Here is a 22,676-nt window from a genome sequence, read left to right as displayed (position 1 = left end):
ACTACGCCATGCTGGACGAACCAGCCATGGCCGCATAACTTAAACGAAATGGCCTCCGGCAAACCCGGCGCGGTTCAATTTCAGAATACTCGTAGCTCTGTGATGTGCTTGGCACAAAACATCTCATGATTGACTTGTTGAATATGATTCATCAAAAATACAACTATTAGGTAAGTCAGGTGGCCGCGCCCGTCGAACAGTTGAGAGGTTTTATGGGGCATTTTAAGTTTGTTTATAAAGGCTATTCGCTTGACCTTCCGGCGCAAAAGCCCGTCATCGCCCTGCGAGCCTCGAGCGGATCCTTCCCCGGAAAAATCCTTGACGATTTCGTTAACCTAGATCTGAGGATATTGTCCCCGAAATTTTTCTTTGACCCCAATAACGATCCTGAAGATGATGTTGCTCAGTGGCTCAATCCCTGCCTAGATACCCAGTGGTTAGATATTCCAGTTAAACATTTTCAAAATCGCGACTACCGAAGCCTTGAAACGATACACGTGAATTTTCAGGGTGAAGGTACTCCGAACAGATTAANGGATGAGGATTGGTGGGAGGCCCCGGGCCTAATCACGACCTATAGCGACGAGTTTTTCCAAAAGGCCGAAATCTCGTTGCGCCACGATGGAGGCGGGACGTTTTCAGCACAAGTTCTGGGTGAAACTCAATTCGGCACCAGCTTTGCTCTCGCTTTCACAGCACCTCTTACAGTAAAGCTCACCGCCTACCGCAACACCCTGACCGCTGAACAGCTTGTGAATTGGTTTGATACGTTTCTCAGGAAGGACGATTTCGTGTTCAGCGAAGAGCGACGTGGAGAGGATATTTATCTGAGTGGGATTGTTCGTTAACCTAAAGGGCGCCTTGGTATGTTGAAAGCGACTTTCAGGATTGGTTTTTGGGCTAACTTAGTTTCAATCGCATTCATTTTTTNCGAACAAGGTGCAGCCTTTAGCCAATTGGTCGGCCCATCCACCGAAGCTTTGGCGACTGCCAATAATCACTCGACTGGCGTGCTCGTTCAAGGCATAGAAGTTGGAGACTTTTCCAAGCTCAACGTCTGGACGAACCTGAAGCCAGTCGAATTTTCTACCAGCCATCACGCCGTTATTGGTAAGTATGTAGCTGATAAACTTGGCATAAAGGTCGGCGACAAGTTTCTTCTGGTCCACCCTACAGGCATATCGACCCCGCTGGGCCATGCACCGCAAATGTTGAGCTTCGATGTCGCTGCGATCATACAGCTAGCGCCCTTCGCGGAGGCGACAATCACGGTCTACATTGCACCGAAACGCTTTGAAGAACTATCGGGCACCCCTGCGGCCAATTCCGGCAGATAACAATGACCGAAATTAGAGGCAGGGTCGCTTAGGTAGCAGTCTAAGTTCGCAAAAAANCTGATTATATCAGATATTCACAGCCCAATCTCCTCCGCCCAAGGCGGGTTCGCCCCGGCGCGTGAAACTGTCACAGCCGCAGCCTTCGCCCCGAGCGCGAGCGCNTTGGCAATCTGCTCTTCCGTCAGTGCTGCAACCTGCGGCTTGGTCAGCAGGCCCTGGAGTTTCAGTGAGGCGAGGATGCCGGCGTCGAAGGTGTCGCCTGCGCCGACGGTATCGACCACCTCGACCCGTTCGCTTGGCACTTCCACGCGCAGGCTGGAGGTGTAGCCGACGGCGCCNTGTGCGCCGCGGGTGACGACGACGAGTTTGGCGCCGTGGTGCAGCCAGTGGCGGGCGAGGGTGTCTTCGTCGCCTTCCAGACCGAACCAGGCCAGATCTTCATCCGAGAATTTGACGATATCCGATTTGGCGGCCATGCGGTTGATACGTTCGAGGTGTTTCTGCTTGTCCTTGATGAAACCGGGGCGGATGTTGGGGTCGAGCGAGATGACGCGTTTTTCATGTTCGCGCATCAGAAGCGCTTCGTAAGTGCTGCCGCAGGGTTCGGGGATGAGGCTGATGGCGCCGAAATGCATGGCTTCGCAATCGGCGCCGATGTTGGGCAGATCGCTCTCTGACAGCATGCGCAGGGCCGTGCCTTCATCATAGAAGGCATAGGTCGCGTGGCCGTCCACCAGTTTCACGAACGCGATGGTCGAGGGGCGGTGCGAGAAGGCGCAGAGGCTGTAATCGACATTGCTGGCCTTCAGCGTGTCCTTGAGGATTTCACCCATCATGTCATCGGCAATGCCGGAGAAGAAGGCGGATGGCACGCCCAGACGCCCNAGCGCGATGGCCGTGTTGAAGACCGCCCCGCCTGCATAGGGCGCAAAACCCGGCTCGCCTTTCGTGGTTTCACGCGGCAGCATATCTATCAGGGCTTCACCACAACACAGGATCATCCGGTCCTCCTCCGTATCAAAANCTAAATCGATTTAAACAACTTCGCCTGAATTGGCCAGACGTCTTCCAATCGAAACTTTGACATAAAAGAAGATCAGGATTGCGGCAATTCGCTGACCCNGCCCTGGGCGGCAGACCATGGCAGCGGATTGTCGAGGAAGGCCTCGACTTCCGACAGGGTCTTGTCATCGAACAGTTTCTCAGTACGGGCAACAGCCAGAACATTGCGCCATGTGCTGAGGTAATGCAGCTTCACGTTCCCATTGGCAAAGCGTGCTTCCGCCTCCGGGAAAATGCCGTAATAGAACAGCGCGATGCCATGATCGACAATGCCGCCAGCGGCCCTGATGGCATCGATAAAGGTAAACATGGAGCCGCCAGCGGTCGTCAGATCCTCGATGACCAGCACGCGCGCACCTTCCGGCATATGGCCTTCGATCTGCGCATTGCGGCCATGCCCCTTGGGCTTTTTGCGGCAATAGATCATCGGCAAGCCCAAGCGTTCCGCGAGAAATGCCGCAAAGGGAATGCCCGCCGTCTCACCACCAGCCACGCAGTCGAACTTCTCGAAGCCAGCATCGGCAACGATCTTGGCGGCAGCAAAATCCATCACAGCGGAGCGGATGCGCGGGTAGGAAATCAGCTTGCGCATGTCGATATAGACTGGGCTCTTCATGCCCGATGCGAATGTGTAGGGGCTCTCGGAATTGAAATGAACCGCCTTGATCTCCCACAGCATCTTCGCGACAAGTTCTGCCACCAAGGCGCGATCCGTGAATGTAAACTGGGACATCAGGCGTTTTCCTTTATCGTCATAAAGCACATAGAAAAACTGCCGGATAAACCGGCAGGGATTGAAAAATTCAGGCAACGTCCCAATGCAGCGGGAACATCGGGTCGAACACCGTGACCGGGCCTGCGCCAGTGTCGATCTTGGCGGGGAAGCTCACCGGCTCATCGCGCTTGACCAGAGTGATCGTGTCTTCGTTGGGTGCGAAGCCATACCACGCCGGGCCATTGAGCGAGGTGAAGGCTTCCAGCCTGTCAAGTGCGTTGTCCTGCTCGAACACGTGCGCAAGGCAGCTCATGGTGTTGATGGAGGTGTAGACGCCCGCGCAACCGCAGGCACATTCCTTCAGCGGGTCCACATGGGGGGCGGAATCGGTACCCAGGAAGAAACGCTCGTCGCCGGAGGTGGCGGCGGCGCGCAGAGCCAGACGATGTTCTTCGCGCTTTGCCACCGGCAGGCAGTAATAATGCGGCTTGATGCCGCCCACCAGAATGGCGTTGCGGTTGATGATGAGGTGGTGCGTGGTGATGGAGCCAGCGAGGTTGGACTTGGATGCCTTGATGTAATCGACACCGTCCTGCGTCGTCACATGCTCCATCGTGATCTTCAACTCAGGCAGACGTTGGCGCAGCGGGTCCAGAACCGTGTCGATGAAGACTTTTTCGCGGTCGAAAACATCGACTTCCGGTGTCGTGACTTCGCCGTGAACGCAGAGGGGCAGGCCAATCTTCGCCATGCGCTCCAACACCGGCATGGCCTTGTCCATGTCCCGCACGCCGCCATGGGAGTTCGTAGTGGCACCGGCGGGGTAGAGCTTGACGGCGGTGATAAGGCCGCTGGTTTTTCCTTCTTCGACATCGTCGGGGCTTGTGTGTTCAGTCAGGTACAGCGTCATGAGCGGCTGGAAGCGATCACCCGCTGGAATGGCCTTCACGATGCGATCCCTATAGGCAATCGCATCTGCCGTCGTCACCACCGGAGGAACGAGGTTCGGCATGATGATGGCGCGGGCAAAATGGCGGCTGGTATCGCCAATCACGCCTTCCAGCATCGCGCCATCGCGCAGATGCAGGTGCCAGTCATCAGGGCGGCGAAGGGTGATCGACTTCATCGTGAAACCTCGGGCTTGCTGGAATTGCGCCCGTTTAACACCATTTNACGCGAGAAGACAGCGCCCTAAGCGACTTTTTCGGCGCAAAAACGGTTGTTAAATCGCACCCGCCTGCGGACCCCAGACATCGGTCATGGCAAANCCGTCCGCCAGTGGATCGTCAGGGTCAAGCCAGACCTGGTGCATGCCGAAGGTAAAGCCGCGCCCTGTGATGGTGGGTATGACTGCGGCTTTACCGGCAGCCTCTGTGACCGCCGAAAGGCCCACTTCGAACTGCGTGCCGATGATGGAGCGCGATGTGTAGGTATCGCCGATTTTTACCTTGCCGCGCGCATGCAGCGTGGCCAGATTGGCAGAATTGCCCGTGCCGCAGGGCGAGCGATCCGCCCGGCCCGGCCACATGGTGGTACAGGTGCGAATGGTGCCATCGGCCTCCGTGTCTCGGAACATCACATAGGCGACGCCCGAGATGGCGGGGATTTCAGGATGGGCCACGGGGATATCGCGATTGACGATATCCTTCAGCACCATGCCCGCCGCCACCAGCTTTGCCGCATTGGCCTTGTCGATGGTGAGCCCGATCTGGCCGACATCAACAAGCGCATAAAAAATGCCACCATAGGCGATGTCCATGTGGATACGACCCCAGTCCGGGGTATCGAGTTCGACGTCCAGCGCATGGACGAAGGAGGGCACCATCGTGAGTTTCACTTTCTCACAGCGGCCATCGCGGCAGGTGGCGGTAGCTTTTACCAGGCCAGCTGCGGTTTCCAGCATGACGATGGTTTCGGGCTCCTTCATTTCCACCATGCCGCTTTCCAGCAGCGCGGTGGTGGCGCAGATAGAATTTGAGCCGGAACTGGCATGCGCCTGATCCGGCTGGAGAATGACGAAAGCGGCGTCCGCATCCGGGTGCCTGGGCGGCAGCAGCAGGTTGACGGAGCCGATGGGCGCGCCGCGAGGCTCCAGCGTCAGAAAGCGGCGAAGTTCCTCGCCTTTTGGATCGGTGTTCAGCCAGTGAAGCTGTTCAGCCACCGTATTGCCCGGAATTTTNGGTACACCACCCGTGGCGACACGCCCGATTTCACCTTCGCAATGAACATCGAGAAGCTGAAGGGTACGTTTGAAGCGCATGGGGACCACTCCGGTGAAAGATTAGGATATGCAGGTCATAACCCATAAAATACTGTTTGTATATTATGGGTTCAGCGACCGCGGCATTCGGAATTTCCACGATTGACAGACAGGTTACAATCGCTGGACCGCCGGGCACCGTTGTTCAACGCCTGCGGATCAACGACGCTCGTCGCCGTGTCACCCACGGAACCAACCGTGTTGCCCACGGAACGGCCAAGACGCTCGACCTGACGACCGTAATTCTCCCGCGTGCGTGGATCGAAAACCGCAATCGGCGCGCTGACGACGACGCTGGCCGCCGTGCCCACGGTTTGTGCGGCACCAATGCCGACGGCACCGATAGCCTCACCCAGACCGACATCGGAATCCGTCACCGTCTGACCGTCGATCAACCGCCCGCCGATAAGACGCACAACCTCCGGGCTTTCGGCAAACTTGCCATGGTTGAGACTATCGCCGGATTTCAGCTTGGTGAGGTCGAGAACAGTGATGCCCGCGCTTTCCAGCTGGCTTCTATAGGGTTCCGCGCTGGGGTCGATCTGGCCGAGGCGGTCGACATTTCCGGAAATGCGTCTGGAGAGGCTGAGCGCTCTGTCATCCTGCGAGACGAACAGCGTGAATTTTGGTTTTTCCTTGCCAAGGCTTGCATATTGGCGCGCAAACACATCGACATCGAGATCCGGTGCGGCCAGAATGACATTGTTGATCTTGGGATAAACGCGCCCGTGCCGTATCGCCATCTGGCGCAGCGCTTCGACCGCAAGCCAGGTGCCCATGGAATGCGCCATGATCGTCACGTCATTGACGGCATTGTCCTTGGCCAGCCGCGTCAGCATTTCTTCCAGCGCGTCGCGGGAATAATTGGTGCTTTCCTTGTCGTAATTATAGTCGAACACGCTGGCGCGCGATGGCCAGGTGAACACCACCGGCAAAACATCGGACCCGGAATCATGGACGATCTGCGCAAAGCGGTATACCGATTCCTCATAGCGGTTGTTGAAGCCATGCACGAAAACCAGCACACGCTTGTTTTTCAGGCTGTTACGCTTGATCCAGCTGCGGCTGTCGGCATCATTGGTCAGTGGCTCGACGGAAACAGTGGTGAAGCTCTTCAACGGATCGGCCGGCAGCTTCTTCGGCCACTGCACCTGACCAACCTTTCGGTTGACCTCAGGCGGAATGGAAACGGATATCGCATCGACCTTCAGCCCCGTACCACGCTCGCCCCCGAACAAGATGGCCTTGTCATCAGATGGCGCACGGGTGGTGGCAACCAGAAGGTTTACGGCAGACGTGCCCTGTACCCTCTGCCCGGTCGGCGTCATCACCCCAATGGGACGCCCGCCGCAACCTGCAAGAAAGGCGATCATCGTCAACATCGCCACAAGCCTGAAGGCCATTGCTTACTCTCCCCGCGCACATCATTGCGCCATTGATCCGCTTATCGCAGAAGCAACACGGGGAAGCCAGCGATGACGACCCTGGTGACCGACGCTTTTCACACAACTGTGTCGAACGTGCCATGCTGACCGACGTTAAAACGCCATGTCGTCATGGCATAAANGAATGAAATTTTAGGAAGAAAAAATGGCGCACCCGAAGAGATTCGAACTCCCTTTAGGAACGGCAATAACCCGAGAAAAGATAGCTTTTGCTTCCCGCCACGTCAGTTCTGTGTATCAACGATGTGTAGTATCGTCAATGGCATCGTAAATAGGAAAAGACGATGCAGCAACACCGTCCTCCAGACTTGAATTGAAAAAGCTCAACCCGCAATATTGCAGGCAACAGGCCCCCTAAGTGTGAACCCAAGGCAAAATCTCAACGTCATTCCTACGGCGAGAAAATCGACCTCATCCGGTGGCACGTCTGAAANTGAGAAGAATGCGTTGAAACCAAACCGCTCACAACTTACGAAGCCATAATCTTCACCGAGCGTAACAATCGAACCTGTGAAATACTCCCTTGCTCCTTCTCGATCTCGCAAGACCCCTCTAACAGAAGTTTTTTCACTATAGGAAGCGTGAGATTGCGAAAGGCTATCGAACAACACCTTCGCTTCTGGGTAGCTACCGGAAATAGAAAGTTGACGGGCATACCAAAACTGAGCTTGTCGATTACGATCTCCCGGCGTGAATGAACGTCGAAGATGAAATAACAGGGTGTCCGAGGAGACCGTTGGAGCATCGGGAGATTCCTCCATTAGCGTAAGGGCGTAATCGTAGTGAAGGTCGAGACTCCCCGGGTTGTAGCCTAAACACTCGCGGAGAATGTCAGCCGCCTCGCTGTACGCCTCTTTGGCGCGTTTGATTCTGCTCAATCTTTTCGCAATTAGAGTGCTTCGGGGATTTGCTTTAAAGGCGTTGTCGAAAGCCTTTTCCGCTCGCGATGCTTGAGACAAAATTTTCGACAGAGTTCCTTCTTCCGCAAGAAGCATGGCTTCGTTGGGAAAATTCTGCAGTCCTTTTTTCAACACCGCTTCTGCTTGAGCGATGGCATCTCCGAGATGTATGGTAGCGGCCTCGCTTTGCTCTTTCTCTAGCAAGACGAGGGCATCCTGCACGGCATCGATTGCAGCCTTTAAGAGTGTGTGGTGTGGGTACGGACTTGACCCCTTACCTAAGAGCTTGGATGCTTGGTCCTCTGCACTCTTACGCCACGCTAGTCTTTCTGCGGGTTCAGCGGCCATTCGAGAGCGGCGCAAGTCTAACTCAGCGAGGGTGTGCTTGATTGACTTGTTATATGGTTCTTTCGCTTCCGCTTCGAGCAGAAGATCTTCTGCTACGGTAAACTGACCAATGTGACCCGCCTGATGCATTTCGAACAGGCCCCTTTGGTGTAGGATTACCGCTCTGCGACCTACGGACGTTTCCGCTACATCGTAGATTTGCCGAATTTTTGCAGGGTTTNGAAGCGTGTTCTCCAATGCATCTGCTCTTATTATTTTNGCAAGTACCTCCAAGTCGTATGAGAAATTTGGATTCAATTTACCAACCACTCTGATGAAATTATCGAAGCGACTGTCCTCTGTCTTTAGGATTCCATGATAAACCTCGTCTGCGATATGCGAGTGCCGTGCTTCGTAAACGTAATCACCCGATCGCTTGTCTTCTCGAAGTATTACTATCTGTTCTAAAGGTTTAAGAAACTTTCCGGCAAAATCTTCGAAGTCAATATCGTGTATTCTCGAAATTAATCCGGCGCGTACGGGGGTTCCGAACCTATGAAGCGAGCAAATGTCTAAGTATAAAAGCCTACTTTGTGGAGACGCTATGCCGTGATACTCCTGGACAAGAATCTCTTGCAGAGGCGCGCCATGGGTAGCTTCAAGAAGAGCAACAAGTATCTGCCTACCAAATTTGTGTTCAAGTTCATGGGCCCTTTTGTCCTCAGGAAGATTGATCAAATTGCCTAGGGAGTTGTGTTGTTCGAGTTTATTTATAAGTAAGCTTATCGCCTTTTGGGAGAGGTAAGTCATTTCATAGGCCGACTGAACAAGTGGTTCCAGTTCTTCACAATGACTATTCCACATGCTGAACGTTTCTGTAGCTACTATTACTAAGTGAGCTTTCAGCCGGTTCGCCCGTGCTACGAGTTCTACTATTTNCAAGCGATGGCTGCTTATGCTGTCGACAAACAGGAAAACTGGCAGATTAGTCAGCGTAAAAATTTCGTCAAAGCGCTCGACATCGATCAGATGTCTTCTGCCTACAAAAANGCAGACTTTTCCTTCTCTTTNGGTAGCCTCGAAGCATATGCGTCTCAGGGCCACGGTCTTCCCTGACCCAGCATGTCCCTTGATTAATACAATTGGCTGTGAAGATCGCTTTACAGAAGAAATGATTTCGGCTTTTAAGATTTGGTCGACCAAAGGTAGCTGGACATCAAGGTCCGCAGCAATTGGCCCCCAACCTAGATCGAAACCACTGTAGAAACTCTTAGGGTCAACACTCGGAGCATCTAATTCGGGCGGAACATGTTCGATCAAAGTGCTAAGGTATCGCTGGAGAGATTCACTTTCTCGCTTGACAGGGTCTGTGACGAAGCGGCGAAAGCTCGTTCCGGAGGATTCTGTTAAAGTTCCCAATTTTCTTAGTTCATAAGGAATACTGACATCTAGAGTTTTGAGAAGATTCTCGAAGGTGGAGTCGATTGCGATGACTCTCCGCTCCCTCCAATAGTCGGCCTCGAGTTCAAGGACGCCCTTGTTAACTATGTAGTGCCTAGGACGATTATCGCCTTCTGCGATTATATCCTCAAGGAGGCCACGTAAGTTGCTATCGTCGAAACTGTACCCGGCAAATATTATAGTTTTTGATTTCGCCCACTCAAGGAAAGTACCGAATTGTCCTAACCTGCCATCATTGTAACGAATATACTGTTCGGTACTTGCTATCATAGGTGGTTTCGTTTCGGAATGCCTACTGATACATCCGTGTAACTTGACATAAAGAATTCCGTCTGTGCCCACACGGTCCGTCGCGCCGTCTCCGTCCTTGGTATTAACTTCTACCCGCTTGATGGCTTTGGGTTCCTGTTCGTATGCCTTCTCGATCACCTGATCGTAATTCGTGCCAAGAAGTCCCGCCCAAGGAAACGTGGCAATCAGTCGATGAAACTCTGCTGGCTGCAATGGGTCAAATAGGTCAAAGAGTATCTTTNGTACGGTACGGACGTCTCTCTGATTACAGCAGAGGTCATACACTCTTTNGAGGTTCAAACCCTTATACTGTGGCGGCAAANGACGCTCAGCTAGGATGTCCGCAAGGCCTTGGCCATCAGGAACGTTCCCACTTTCGAAGCCTGTAGCCCCTCTTGAAGCTCCAGAACCCATGAACAAAGCGGCTCGTCCCTCCCTAACCGCAGAAATCAATTCGTCTGGAATAGTTTTTGTCATGTTCCCCCGCCCCATAATCTAATAACTTATGACTCTGATTTCGCTTATTATTTATTAGCATCATCGAATCAGCGTAGGCGGTCATTCAACCACAAGCTCAGCCAGCCAAAAAGATATCGATCAAGAGTTTTATTCAGTGGGTCTAAAAAANGCAGACGTCCCCCNAAGTACACGGACTTGACTTTCATCCCTATTTATTAGTTGCAAATCGGTAGACAGTAGATCGAGCTACTCCAAAGCTTTTCGCAACCTCCACCGGCTTGCGGCCATCGGCTAACGCGGCCCTTATTTTGTCACCGTCAACGGTCACCGGACGGCCCTTATATCGACCCTCCTCTTTCGCCTTCGCGATACCCTCAAGTTGCCGCTCTTTCCTGAGGTCAGTCTCGAACTCGGCAATGGCACCCAGCATGTTGAACATGAGGCGTCCAGTGGGTGTCGTGGTGTCGATGTTTTGCTCCGTGGCGATAAGGTCCACGCCCTTTGCCTGTAGCTCCTGAGAGATCGCGTGTAGATCAGGCACAGAACGCGCTAGGCGGTCTAGACGAGTCACAACTATGGCATCGCCCTTACGTGCGAACCGGATGGCCTCAGCAAGCTTTGTGCGGCCTTCGCGAGTGGTCCCGCTGGCTTTATCGATGAATACCTCTTCGACACCGTGGCGGGTCAAGATATCCACCTGAGCGGTTTCGTTCTGGCCGGTGGAGGATACGCGAGCATAGCCGATTTTCATGAGACACCTTTTTGTCCGATAAGGTCTAAGATTAAATCGAAATAGTGTCTCATAATTTGAAAGTCAATCCATATCGGACATAATTCAATTCGTTTAGATCGTCCGATGTGGGTATACCTTATGGGACACAGCCATTATCTAGGCAGTATGAGCCGTTGAGCCAATTCCTTGCCAGCCTTGGTGAGACGTATCTCAGGCGACTTAGAGCCTGCTATACCACTCCGCTGCTGTATAAGGTCCAGCCCCGGCTTCCCATGTCGATCAAACTTACCGAGAGCGTGAATGTTTCGCGACACGGAAGACTGACTAAGGCCGGTAATCTCTGCAAGATCGCATTGGCGAACACCCGGCTTCATGGCCACTGCCAGAAAGACAGAGACCATCTGTATGGGCATATTAGCCCGAAACTCCCTCAACACCTCTATACGCCTGCTCAGGGTTTGCAGCCCATGCGCTCGCTCGGTTGGCTTCCGTCTCTCAATCAGCAGTTCCATATGGCATGCAGCGTCTCTTCCTGAGTGCGTCTGATGACTTTCTCGTGGGCATCATTGATGACAGCCGTGAGGATGTTAAGAATGGTCATGGTGGCTTCGGCGGACATTTGGATTTCCTGATTGATGGTGTTGGGAGCGCACGACAGATGACGTGATCTATGGTGGGTGGTAATCGACCGCCGCGCTTTTTCAGGCGCTATCCAAGGCACCCAGCGCATGGCCGAACGATTGATTTCGGAATAGCTGTTCTCTGCGGTCAACGCATCGAGCGCACAACGTAGGATGCTATGGGCTTCCTCAACATAAAAGCTCTTGGGGCGGCTCTGCTTTTTCCGAGGACCTTCTAGCAAGAGCTTTGCAGCCGGGTTATGTGCCACAAGTTTCCCGCCCTGCGCGGTCATCCCATAGGCATAGACGGTGCTAATCGCAGCCCTGTACGCTTTNATGAATGTGTCATGCGAAACCGTACCCGCTTCGATAAGCTCACTGTGCCATCTAACGATATCCGCATCAGTCAAGCGGTCAGCGTCATCGTGACCGAGATAAGTCACAAGCTGCGTTATGATGCCGGTGTAGCGGGTCACCGTCTGCGGCTTTGGTTGCTTCAGACGTCCCGACCATGTGGAAAGGAGGCCGGTGATTTTGGTCTTTCCGCTTTCATCGACCTTAGATTGAGCATCGCCCATGTCGAACGTAGGAAACCGAGAGCCCGTTGTATCAGGGCTGAAATCGCCTTTGGCACGTTTTTCCAAAAGGTTCGCAATGTCCGAGGCCGCACGGTCGAATTCTTGTAGGAGGCGCTCGTAGGTGTCCTGAGTGACCGAGAGATGATGTTGGGCAAGCGCACCGTCAACCCACGAACCCAATCGGCTGCGGAGGTCTGGCAGAGGTTTGATCATCAACCCATAGCGCTCTGACCGCTGTAACGCACGGTCGTTAGTCTCCCACTGGCGGCGGCGCTCGGCCCACTCTCCTGCTTCCTTCGGGTCGTCTTCGAGGGCCTTGCGGATGGTATGGTACATTTCACCGGCTAGGCCAACGATTTGCCGCAGTGTAAGGGTCACCGGGCCTTTTTCGAAGCTCAACCAAACGCGGTCAAACTCCGCTTGCACCTCCGGGGCCAACCTCTTCGCGTCTGCTGGTAGCTTGGTCCTGAGCGATACCTTGATATCGTCCCCAATGGTCGGGCAGGAAACATATCCGTCAATGGTGACCGTGACCGCCTTCCCCTTCGCGAGTGATTTGAGTCGGGCAGGTACGCGCTGCCGATACCAATAAACGCCGGTCGCAGGATGTTTATATGGGGAGGGCATAGAAAGGACCATGTGTGCTACCTTTGTGTATCAAAAGCAGCAGGAAACTAATCAGCAAANTCAGATTATTGTTGTCCATCAAAGAGATGGAATGGCGCACCCGAAGAGATTCGAACTCCTGACCCCCAGATTCGTAGTCTGGTGCTCTATCCAGCTGAGCTACGGGTGCGTGCCGCAGAAACATGTTCCGTTGGCGTGGCGATCCTCTAAAACGTCCTCAGTTTGAATGCAAGCGATTTCGCTGAGAAATTGTCATTTTCCTGCAATGAATTTTCCAGGCCGTTGAATTAACTCGTTTTTNGACCCGGTCAAAACAGAGGCGCATATTTAAGCGATGCTTATGCGCCGTTTTGTTGACGAGGCTCGGTGGCTGGCCGGTCGGCGATTTCGATGCGGAATTGCGTTCCCTGGCCGGACTTTTCCACTAGCGCAATCGTGCCCTTGTGGGAAAGGACCAGTTCACGGGCGATGACGAGACCGAGCCCGGTGCCGCCAGAGCGAGCGGAGCCTTTGAAGGCAGAGAACAGATTTTCTCTGGCCCTCTGCGGCATGCCCGGTCCGTTATCGTCAATGACGACACTGACAACGTCTGCATTGCGCTGAGCGGCGATCGTCAGCCGTTTATGGGCATAGTCATCGCCGGTCGCCTGCTGCAGCGCCTGCACGGCGTTTCGACAGAGATTGTAGAGGACTCTGAACAGTTGTTCCGCGTCGGCGTCGATGCGCAAATCTGTTGGAACGGTATCTATGAATTCTATGCCGCTCGCGGGATCGATAGCGAGGACATCCTTTACGTCCTGTACCAGTTCATCCAGTTCGATCAGGCGTCGTTTCGGTGCACCCTCGGTTGCTTGCCCGTAGGCAAGAACCTCGCTGGTATAGCCGACAGCGCGGTCTATCGTACGAAGCAGTTTTGGCGCGAAACTGCGCACCATCGGGTCTTCGACGTCTACAAGGCGGTCGGACATCAACTGAGCGGATGACAGGATGTTGCGCATATCGTGGTTGATCTTGGAAACGGCGAGGCCCAGATCGGCAAGGTTTTTCTGCTGCTTCAATGTTTTTNGCAGTTGCGTCTGCATATCGGCCAGATGTCGACCGGCCACGGCCAGTTCATCGCTGCCGTCTTCCGGCTTGAACACACGCGAGGGGTCATCCGGTTGCTCGGAAANTCCCCGCATGCCAAGGGTCAGGCGGCGGATGGGGCGGATGAGGATGCGGTTGATCGACACGAAAATCAGGCTGGCCGTGATCAATGACAGCGCCACTGAAATCAAGAGGACGTTGCCCGCATAGGCGATCATCGCCGCGCGTAGCTTATGCTCGCCGATGACGATCTCGATGATCATATTGCTGTCGTCGATGACATCGAACACGCGGATGACTCGGTTGCCGCCGAATAGAAGAACGGAAAACGCATCGCGCACCGCCGCGAGTTGGGACACGTCCGACAGGTCATATTGTTCATCGACGCTGGGTGGCACTTCCGTGGCGGCAAGAAGCGTGGACGTCCCGTCCTTTTTAAGAGCGATGAGCTTTGCGCCCGTCGCCAGCAGCGTGTCGTTCTGAACGGTTCTGGGCAGTTCGGTCTGCAAGCCATCGATGACGATGCCAGCTGCCGCTGCCGTGTTCAGCCGGTCACGCAGCCATGACAGGCGCATATTGGCGACGGACGGCACGAAAATCAGGACTTCGGCGATCATCACGAAAATGACTGTCAGCAACAGCAGCCGACCGGACAGGCCTTGTGTCAAGCCGGGCGCTTCGCTGTGCGCGTCCGCATCCTGACGGTCTGTCCTGTTTATGACGGTCGAAAACACCGGGCCGGTTCCTGTCGATGCGAGGGCCTTTGATTTCATATCGGTGCAAAGCCGCAATTCCAAGCGATATTAGGGTTTTCCGCTCGATTTTCAAATGCTGTGCACATGGGTCGGCTTAACGAGCAACCCAGCCGAGGACATCGGCAGGGTTGGTTTCAGTTAGGCGCTGTCATGATCCGTGACTGCGCTCCGACGGTGAAAACTAGCCGTGCTTCGCCAGTCCAGCCAATGTTTTTACAAGGCCCTGCGTCGAGCTGTCATGACCTTCAGCGCTTTCCTTGCCTTCCACGACAGGCAGCAGGCCGGTTGCCAGTTCCTTGCCCAGTTCCACGCCCCATTGGTCGAAGGAGTTGATGCGGAACAGAACGCCTTCTACAAAGACACGATGTTCGTAAAGGGCGATCAGGCGGCCCAGCGCGAACGGCGTCAGCGTGTCGTAGACGAAGGTGATCGACGAGCGGTTACCGGTGAAGACGCGGTGAGGGGCGATGAAGTCGGCCTTTTTGTCCTCCATGCCCTTGGATGTCAGCTGTTCTTTCGCTTCCGCCAATGTGCGGCCCTTCATCAAGGCTTCCGATTGCGCGAGGCAATTGGCGATCAGCAACTGATGTTGGTGGCGCAATTCCGGCTCGAAACCGTTGGCGGCAATCATGAACTCTGCAGGGATGACGCTCGTGCCCTGATGGATCAGCTGGTAAAAGGCATGCTGACCGTTGGTGCCGGNCTCGCCCCACACGACCGGGCCGGACTGACCTTCGACAGGTGTGCCATCGATGGTGACGCCCTTGCCGTTCGATTCCATATCCAGCTGTTGCAGATAGGCCGGGAAGCGCGAAAGTCGCTGATCGTAGGGGAGAATGGCGCGGGTCGAATAATCCAGTACGTTGCGGTGATAAAAGCCGATGAGGCCGAGCAGCATGGGCAGGTTCTGGCGAACCGGTGCCTGGCGGAAATGCGTATCCATGGCGTGAGCGCCATCCAGGAACTTGCCAAAATTGTCGGGGCCTATGGCCAGCATCAGTGGCAGGCCGATGGCCGACCAGATGGAGTAACGTCCACCCACCCAATCCCAGAAACCGAAAACGCGCTCGCTGTCGATACCGAAGCTTGCAACCTTGTCGAGAGCGGTGGAAACGGCACAGAAATGGTGCTTGACGGCGTCTTCACCGAGCTTGTCGGCAATGAATTTACGCGCCGTTGCGGCATTCGTCATGGTTTCAATGGTGGTGAAGGTCTTGGATGCGATGATGAAAAGCGTGGTTTCCGCATCGACCAGCTTCAACGTATCGGCAATGTGGGCGCCATCGATGTTGGAAACGAAGTGCGCACGCGGACCGTCATGAAAGGGAGCCAGCGCCAGCGTTGCCATGACGGGGCCAAGATCGGAGCCGCCAATGCCAATATTGACGATGTCGGTGATCTTTTTGCCCGTCGCACCCTTAAGCGCGCCGGAGCGAATGGCATCGGAAANCTTGCCCATGGCGGTAAGTACGCCATTGACGTCAGGCATGACATCCTTGCCATCGACCATGACAGGCGTGTTGGAGCGGTTGCGCAGCGCCGTATGCAGCACGGCACGTCCTTCGGTAAAGTTGATCTCCTTGCCGGAGAACATCTCCTCGCGCTTCGTTTCGACGCCGCCCTCGATGGCCAGCTTTTCGAGAAGCGCAAGCACCTCTTCATTTACCGCGCATTTGGAATAATCCATCACCAGATCGTCGAAGCGGGCGCTGAAACGCTCGAAACGGTTATCGTCGGCGGCAAAAGCGGCGCGAAGGTCGGTGGCAGCGGTCCTCGCTGCCGTGGATTTCAGGTTTTCGACGATGGCCTGCATGGAATGCTCCTCATGCTCCGGGAAAGGATGAGGAAACTATTCTTTTTCATCAGGCTAAATCAAGGCGCGTTCGTCAAAGCGATTGAATTATCGCAAATTACACCAATCAGTTAGTCGGCTTTCGAAGCTCACGGCGCAGGATCTTACCGACATTGGTCTTGGGCAATTCCGCGATGAACTCGATATGCTTGGGGCGCTTGTAGTTCGTGAGGCTTATGGCACAGAAGGCTTTCAGATCTTCGGCGGTCAGTGCGGGGTCTTTTTNCACCACGTAAAGCTTTACCGCTTCGCCGGAATGCTCATCTGCTACGCCAACGGCCGCACATTCCTGCACACCGGGGTGGCCAGCCGCCACTTCTTCGATTTCGTTGGGGTAGACGTTGAAGCCCGATACCAGGATCATGTCCTTCTTCCGGTCCACGATCTTGGTATAACCGGCTTCATCCATGAGCCCCATATCGCCGGATCGGAAGAAGCCGTCTGGCGTCATCACCTTGGCGGTTTCGTCGGGGCGCTGCCAGTAACCCGGCATGACCTGCGGTCCGCGAATACAAATTTCGCCGACTTCACCGAGGGGTAGGCTGTTGCCGTCATCGTCACGAATTTCGATGTCGGTCGAGGGCACGGGCAAGCCGATGGTGCCGCTGAAATCGCTCCGGCCCAGAGGGTTCACCGTGGCGACGGGCGAGGTTTCCGAAAGACCATAACCCTCGCAAATGTGTGTGCCTGTCACCGATGCCCAACGCTCTGCAACGGGGCGCTGCACGGACATGCCGCCGCCCATGACCAGAACCAGGGAGGAGAGGTCCAGTTTGCGAAAATCCTCATTGTTCAACAGCGCGTTGAACAGAGTGTTGATGGCGGGGAAAACATGCGGCGTGTAGCCGGACAGTTCTTTGACGAAGCCCGGAATATCACGCGGGTTTGCGATAAGCAGATTGTGGCCTCCAAGCGCGATGCCCATCAGCGAATTCACAGTCAACGCGAAGATATGGTACAGCGGTAGCGCGCAAACGAAATTGAGCACTTCCGGCCGTTTTTTGTTCAGGAAGGCGGCGTCCATCCAGAGCGAGATTTGCTGCTTGTTGGCCAGGAGGTTGGCGTGGGTCAGAATCGCACCTTTGGAAATGCCTGTCGTGCCGCCGGTGTATTGCAGAAAGGCTATATCTTCCCGGCCGATCTGCATCGGCTTCAGTTGGAGATCACGGGATTGCTTGAGCACGTCCTTGAAGCTGACGGCCTGCGGCAGTGAGTATGCCGGAACCATCTTTTTGACCTTGCGCACCACAAGGTTGACGATGTGACCCTTCAGTCCAAGCAGATCGCCCATCGTGGCGACCACCACGTGCTTGACATCTGTATGCGGCAGGGTCTGCTGAACCACATTTGCAAAATTTTCCAGCACGAACAGCGCCTTGGCACCGGAATCCTTGAGCTGATGCGCAAGCTCTCGCGGTGTGTAGAGCGGGTTGACGTTGACCACCGTCAGCCCTGCCCGAAGGATGGCATAGGTCGCAACCGGGTTTTGCAGAATGTTCGGCATCATGACCGCAACGCGGTCACCTTTTACCAGTCCGATCTGTTGAAGCCAAGCGCCTACCTTGCGTGTCTGCTCCTCAAGCTGGCGATAGGTCAGCGACTTGCCCATGCTGGAGAAGGCTTTGCGATCCGCGTAAAGCGAGCAGCTTTTTTCCAGAAGCTCTGCGAGGGAGGAGTAACCGAGATCGGGAAGCTCCGCAGGGACACCCTGCGGGTAGGATGCAAGCCATGGTCGCTGCACGCGCGTTTCCTCACGGCCCAAATTCATGTCGCTCATTGTATCCTCCCATGCCGGCATTTGCACAACTCTGCAATCCTATCTGCCAGCTCCTCAGCCAAACAGTCATGCATTTACGAATTTTGCAATCGTAGATGAAGCCTCCAAAACCACCTACTCACATCAGCGTATTTAACTTTGACGTAAACGTCAACTATCGCGATTCAAATCTCGCATCGTCGCTTATCCGCGCGGATTGCCGCCAAAAAGATTGGCTTTTGACTTTAATCCTGAATTGAGCAATCAACAAACCGCACCAAAAAANTATGGAAATGACAATGTCTGGTATCGCCGCACTACAGCTGAACTCGATCGGAAAGCGCTTCGGTGACGTGGACGTGCTGACGGATATCCAGCTGACGGTCATGCCTGGTGAAATCATATGTCTGGTCGGTCGTTCCGGCTGTGGCAAATCCACGCTGCTGCGGATCATCGCGGGTGTCGAAACGCCGGATGCCGGTGCTGTCATGATGAATGGTCGCGAAATCGCAGGGCCGACGACTTTCATGGAGCCGGAAAAGCGACGCATTGGTTTCGTGTTTCAGGATTACGCGCTGTTTCCGCATCTGACGGTCGAGCAAAACGTACTGTTCGGTCTGAAAGGATTGCCGAGAGCCGAGGCGAAAGCACGGGTGGCAGACATGATCCAGCATGTGCGTCTGGCGGAACTTGCAACTCGCTATCCGCACACGCTTTCGGGCGGAGAGCAGCAGCGCGTGGCACTGGCGCGGGCGCTGGCGCCCAAACCGGACATTCTTCTGATGGATGAGCCCTTCTCCAATCTGGATCGCGGCCTTCGCGACAGTGTGCGCGAGGAAACGCTGCACCTGCTGAGAGGCTTGAAANCCACTGCCATCATGGTGACGCATGACCCGGAAGAAGCGCTCTCGGCGGGTGACCGCGTGGTTCTCATGCAAAATGGTCGTGTCGTGCAGAGCGGCACTGGCTATGACGTGCACGACAACCCCGTCAGTCGTTATGCGGCAGATTTTTTCTGTGCCTTCAACAAGGTCGAAGGTACGGTTAAAAACGGACATCTGGAAACACCGATCGGCACGTTTCCGCACGAAGGCGATCTTCGTGAAGGGTCGAGGGCTTTGGCTTATATCCGCCCCAGTGCGATAACGCTTTGCGAGGCTGACTCAGGTGCTCATATCGCCGGACGCATTACGAGCAGGATGTTCATGGGCGAGATTGAACAGGTTTCTGTCAGTGTTGTAGGTCTTGCACAGGACCTGCGCGTTCGCAGCATGCGGCGCAGCTCTGCAGACATGCAGGACGTACGCCTTTTGGTCGCTCCTGATCGTGTTCTGATATTTACCCTTGATTGAATATTAGAATTTTCTGCTTAAAAATGGCCCATTGTTCAACTCAAAGTGAGGCCTTTGCTCTAAAAACTAAGTCAGTATAACTTGATTTGTTGCGTCATGTATGATCATGCATCCGGATATTGTTTNCACGTTACCGGGGNATAGACATGACAATATCGACCTTTACCAAAATCGCACTTTTTTCCAGCACTGCGGCATTTGCCGCTGGCGCTGCAAATGCCGCAGAACTGAGCATCTACACAACGCGCGAACCTGCGCTGATCCAGCCCCTGCTCGAAGCTTTCACCAAGGAAAGCGGCGTCAAGGTCAACACCGTGTTCCTGAAGGACGGTCTGGCTGAACGCGTTCTGAGCGAAGGCGCAAGCTCGCCTGCTGATGTCTTGATGACAGTGGATGCTGGCAATCTGGTCGATCTGGCTGAAANGGGTGTCACGCAGCCCATCGAATCCGAAGTTTTGACCAAGGCTATTCCAGCCAGCCTTCGTGATGCCAAGGGCAACTGGTTTGCTCTGTCCATGCGCGCGCGCGTTCTCTACGCTGCGAAGGACGTGGACGTTTCTTCGTTCAATTACGAGGATCTCGCTGACGCCAAGTGGAAGGGCAAGGTCTGCATTCGCGCTGGCCAGCATCCCTACAACACGGCTCTTTTTGCCGATTACATCGCCCACCATGGCGCTGAGGCAACCGAAAAGTGGTTGGCAGGCGTGAAGGATAATCTGGCGCGCAAGGCTGGCGGTGGCGACCGTGATGTTGCCAAGGACATCCTCGGCGGCATTTGCGATATCGGTATCGCGAACTCCTATTATGTCGGCCTGATGCGTTCCGGCAAGGGTGGCGAAGATCAGGTCAAATGGGGTGAGGCAATCAAGGTCGTTCTGCCGACCTTCAAGGATGGCGGCACGCAGGTGAACGTCTCCGGCGCGGCCGTCGCCAAGAACGCACCTAACAAGGCCGAAGCGGTAAAGCTTCTCGAATATCTGGTTTCCGATGAAGCGCAGAAGATTTATGCCGAAGCCAACTATGAATACCCCGTCAAGCAGGGCGCTGGCCTTGACAAGATCGTGGCATCTTTNGGTGATCTGAAAATCGACAGCAAGCCGCTGACGGAAATCGTTTCCCATCGCAAGGAAGCAAGCCAACTGGTCGATAAAGTCGGCTTCGACAACTAAGGACGCTTGCCTGTGAGGATACGGTTCCTCACATTCCGTCACCTCCGCTCGAAGTCGGAATGATGGAGCAGGACGTTTCCTGCCAAGTGGCTTACGCCATCTCAGGCACCCGTTTTCGAGCGGGTGCCTTGACTGTTTCCAGAGCCCCGTATTGTCAATCGGTCAAAACCTCAAGATCAGCATGGTATCCAGCATCGCTACCGCAACTCTTCTAAAACCAAGGCTGCGGATCAACCCGGCATTCTGGTGGCTGGTGGCATCCTGCGTGGTTGCGCTGCTGGCCATGTTGCCGGTTCTGGCGTTGCTGTCGCAGGCGGTTCAAGGGTCTGAAGGGTTGTGGGCGCATTTGCGTGACACTGTTCTGGCCTCGGCCCTTCCTGAAACATTGATTTNGTTGCTTGGCGTCGGTCTGCTGGCAGGCATCCTCGGTACGACGAGCGCATGGCTGGTCAGCGCTTATGATTTNCATGGTCGCAGGCTTTTGGAATGGGCGTTGCTGCTTCCGCTGGCCATGCCGACCTACATCGTCGCTTACGCCTATCTCGATATTCTGCATCCTCTGGGTCCGGTGCAGGGGGCGGTGCGCTTTGCCCTCGGCTACTCCAGCCCCCGCGAATTTCGTCTGCCAGATATCCGCTCAATGACAGGCTGCATCATTCTGCTCGGCTTCGTGCTTTACCCTTACGTCTATATCCCTGTCAGGGCCATGTTTCTGACGCAGGCAGGAAGTCTGCTGGATGCCGCGCGCATGCTTGGAACTTCGAGACACGGGCTTTTTGTAAAGGTCGCAGTACCGCTTGCCAGGCCTGCTATCGCTGTGGGTGTGAGCCTGGCGTTGATGGAGGCGCTGAACGATATCGGTGCCTCGGAGTTTCTGGGCGTCCGCACGCTGACGGTCTCCATCTATACCACCTGGGTCACGAAATCGGATTTGCCGGGGGCATCGCAGATTGCCCTGTGCATGCTACTTCTGGTCGTCGCACTTGTTGCGATGGAGCGATGGGCGCGCCGCAGGCAACGCTATTCCACGTCAGCCCAGAAAAGTTCAGTTATGGTCCCGCTTCGGATGCGTGGGTGGCGCGGGGAGCTGGCGTTCGGGCTTGGGGTCGTTCCAATCCTGATTGGTTTNGTCGCACCTGCCATCTATCTGGTTGTTGAGGCTTGGAAACGATTTCAGTTCAGCGGACTGTCATCGCGCTTTGCAGGTGAAGCCCTCAACACGATTACCTTTGCCGGAATTGCCACGCTTGCCACCGTTGGCGCTGGGTTGGTCGTCGCTTACGCCCTACGCCTTTTGCCGGGCAAGGCTTCACTATGGTCGTTTCGTCTGGCGACGATGGGGTATGCTGCACCGGGAACGGTCATCGCTATCGGCGTGTTGATCGTGCTGGGTGGTTTCGACCGGTTTCTCGACCAGACGATGCAGCAATGGTTCGGTCTGTCGACGGGCCTGTTGCTGATCGGCAGTGGATCGGCCTTGGTCTTTGCCTATGTGGCGCGCTTCCTCACCATTGCGGGCGGTGGCATCGATGCTGGTTTAAGCCGTATCCCGCTCTCCTTCGATCAGGCATCCCGCACGCTAGGTCGCACACCGACGGAGACATTTCGCGCCGTCCACCTGCCGTTGTCAAAGGCGACAATGGCCGCCGCGGCGCTGCTGGTTTTCGTGGATTGTGTTAAGGAGCTACCCGCAACGCTGCTGCTGCGCCCGATGAATTTTGAAACTTTCGCCACCCATCTTTATGGAGAGGCGGCACGCGGAACCTATGAAGAAGCTTCCCTCGCAGCACTTGCTATCGTGCTGATTGGCGTATTGCCTGTGGTGGTTCTTGCCCGTGTGGGGCGTATCAGGGCATAGGCGCGGACAGATTTTATCGGAACGATTTTTTGAC

General features: G+C 54.9%; 13 protein-coding genes and 1 tRNA gene. 3 read left to right on the top strand and 11 right to left on the bottom strand.

The annotated features are described in order from the left end of the window. Positions 1–1,411 precede the first annotated feature (1,411 nt). From CUC55_RS09015 to CUC55_RS08955, 11 genes are all read right to left on the bottom strand, one after another. Positions 1,412–2,338 (bottom strand): carbohydrate kinase family protein, encoded by a 927-nt coding sequence (locus tag CUC55_RS09015; RefSeq protein ID WP_103087606.1) that lies wholly within the window; start codon positions 2,336–2,338, stop codon positions 1,412–1,414. Positions 2,339–2,433: 95 nt separating this feature from the next. Further along, the gene (locus CUC55_RS09010; protein WP_103087605.1) at positions 2,434–3,132 is read right to left on the bottom strand and encodes an orotate phosphoribosyltransferase; all 699 of its coding nucleotides are present in this window, start codon (positions 3,130–3,132) and stop codon (positions 2,434–2,436) included. 70 nt (positions 3,133–3,202) lie between these two features. After that, positions 3,203–4,240: a dihydroorotase gene (gene pyrC / locus CUC55_RS09005; RefSeq protein WP_067648997.1), complete on the bottom strand. Its 1,038-nt coding sequence runs from the start codon at positions 4,238–4,240 to the stop codon at positions 3,203–3,205. Between the two features lie 96 nt (positions 4,241–4,336). Continuing rightward, entirely contained in the window at positions 4,337–5,374 is a 1,038-nt protein-coding gene (locus tag CUC55_RS09000) for a 4-hydroxyproline epimerase (RefSeq protein ID WP_067648995.1), read from the bottom strand. Between the two features lie 71 nt (positions 5,375–5,445). Then, complete coding sequence (locus CUC55_RS08995; RefSeq protein ID WP_067648992.1) at positions 5,446–6,777, bottom strand: alpha/beta hydrolase; 1,332 nt, start codon at positions 6,775–6,777, stop codon at positions 5,446–5,448. Between the two features lie 365 nt (positions 6,778–7,142). Beyond that, complete coding sequence (locus CUC55_RS08990; protein WP_425352802.1) at positions 7,143–10,211, bottom strand: P-loop NTPase; 3,069 nt, start codon at positions 10,209–10,211, stop codon at positions 7,143–7,145. Between the two features lie 253 nt (positions 10,212–10,464). Then, positions 10,465–11,007, bottom strand: coding sequence for a recombinase family protein (locus CUC55_RS08985; protein WP_067648986.1), 543 nt, complete (start codon positions 11,005–11,007; stop codon positions 10,465–10,467). A 1,899-nt stretch (positions 11,008–12,906) separates the two neighbouring features. Further along, positions 12,907–12,983, bottom strand: a tRNA-Arg gene (locus CUC55_RS08970). A gap of 169 nt (positions 12,984–13,152) precedes the next feature. Continuing rightward, on the bottom strand, positions 13,153–14,517 hold the full coding sequence (locus tag CUC55_RS08965) for a sensor histidine kinase (protein ID WP_245417730.1): 1,365 nt from the start codon (positions 14,515–14,517) through the stop codon (positions 13,153–13,155). A 319-nt stretch (positions 14,518–14,836) separates the two neighbouring features. Then, positions 14,837–16,468, bottom strand: a complete 1,632-nt coding sequence (pgi, locus tag CUC55_RS08960) for a glucose-6-phosphate isomerase (RefSeq protein WP_103087602.1) — start codon at positions 16,466–16,468, stop codon at positions 14,837–14,839. Positions 16,469–16,574: 106 nt separating this feature from the next. After that, positions 16,575–18,284 carry a long-chain-fatty-acid--CoA ligase gene (locus CUC55_RS08955; protein ID WP_103087601.1) on the bottom strand — a complete coding sequence of 570 codons (1,710 nt, stop codon included), beginning with the start codon at positions 18,282–18,284 and terminating at the stop codon, positions 16,575–16,577. Between the two features lie 278 nt (positions 18,285–18,562). Here CUC55_RS08955 and CUC55_RS08950 point away from each other — a divergent pair, with 278 nt between their 5' ends. The 3 genes from CUC55_RS08950 to CUC55_RS08940 all read left to right on the top strand — a co-directional run bounded on the left by CUC55_RS08950 (position 18,563) and on the right by CUC55_RS08940 (position 22,642). Beyond that, positions 18,563–19,615, top strand: coding sequence for an ABC transporter ATP-binding protein (locus CUC55_RS08950; RefSeq protein ID WP_103087600.1), 1,053 nt, complete (start codon positions 18,563–18,565; stop codon positions 19,613–19,615). Positions 19,616–19,761: 146 nt separating this feature from the next. Next, positions 19,762–20,784, top strand: coding sequence for a Fe(3+) ABC transporter substrate-binding protein (locus tag CUC55_RS08945; RefSeq protein ID WP_210200672.1), 1,023 nt, complete (start codon positions 19,762–19,764; stop codon positions 20,782–20,784). A gap of 283 nt (positions 20,785–21,067) precedes the next feature. Continuing rightward, a complete protein-coding gene (locus CUC55_RS08940) occupies positions 21,068–22,642 on the top strand; it encodes an ABC transporter permease (RefSeq protein ID WP_103087629.1) in 1,575 nt (524 codons plus the stop codon). Positions 22,643–22,676: the final 34 nt, after the last annotated feature.

Origin of the sequence: Agrobacterium bohemicum, from assembly GCF_002896715.1 — a bacterium.
Lineage (GTDB): Bacteria > Pseudomonadota > Alphaproteobacteria > Rhizobiales > Rhizobiaceae > Agrobacterium > Agrobacterium bohemicum.
This window is presented reverse-complemented; position numbering and strand designations above follow the sequence as displayed.

What these genes read in the sequence shown, in the direction of transcription:
- pyrC (WP_067648997.1), bottom strand. Translation starts at nt 4,240, where the DNA reads ATGAAGTCGATCACCCTTCGCCGCCCTGATGACTGGCACCTGCATCTG.
- CUC55_RS08995 (WP_067648992.1), bottom strand. Translation starts at nt 6,777, where the DNA reads ATGGCCTTCAGGCTTGTGGCGATGTTGACGATGATCGCCTTTCTTGCA.
- CUC55_RS08985 (WP_067648986.1), bottom strand. Translation starts at nt 11,007, where the DNA reads ATGAAAATCGGCTATGCTCGCGTATCCTCCACCGGCCAGAACGAAACC.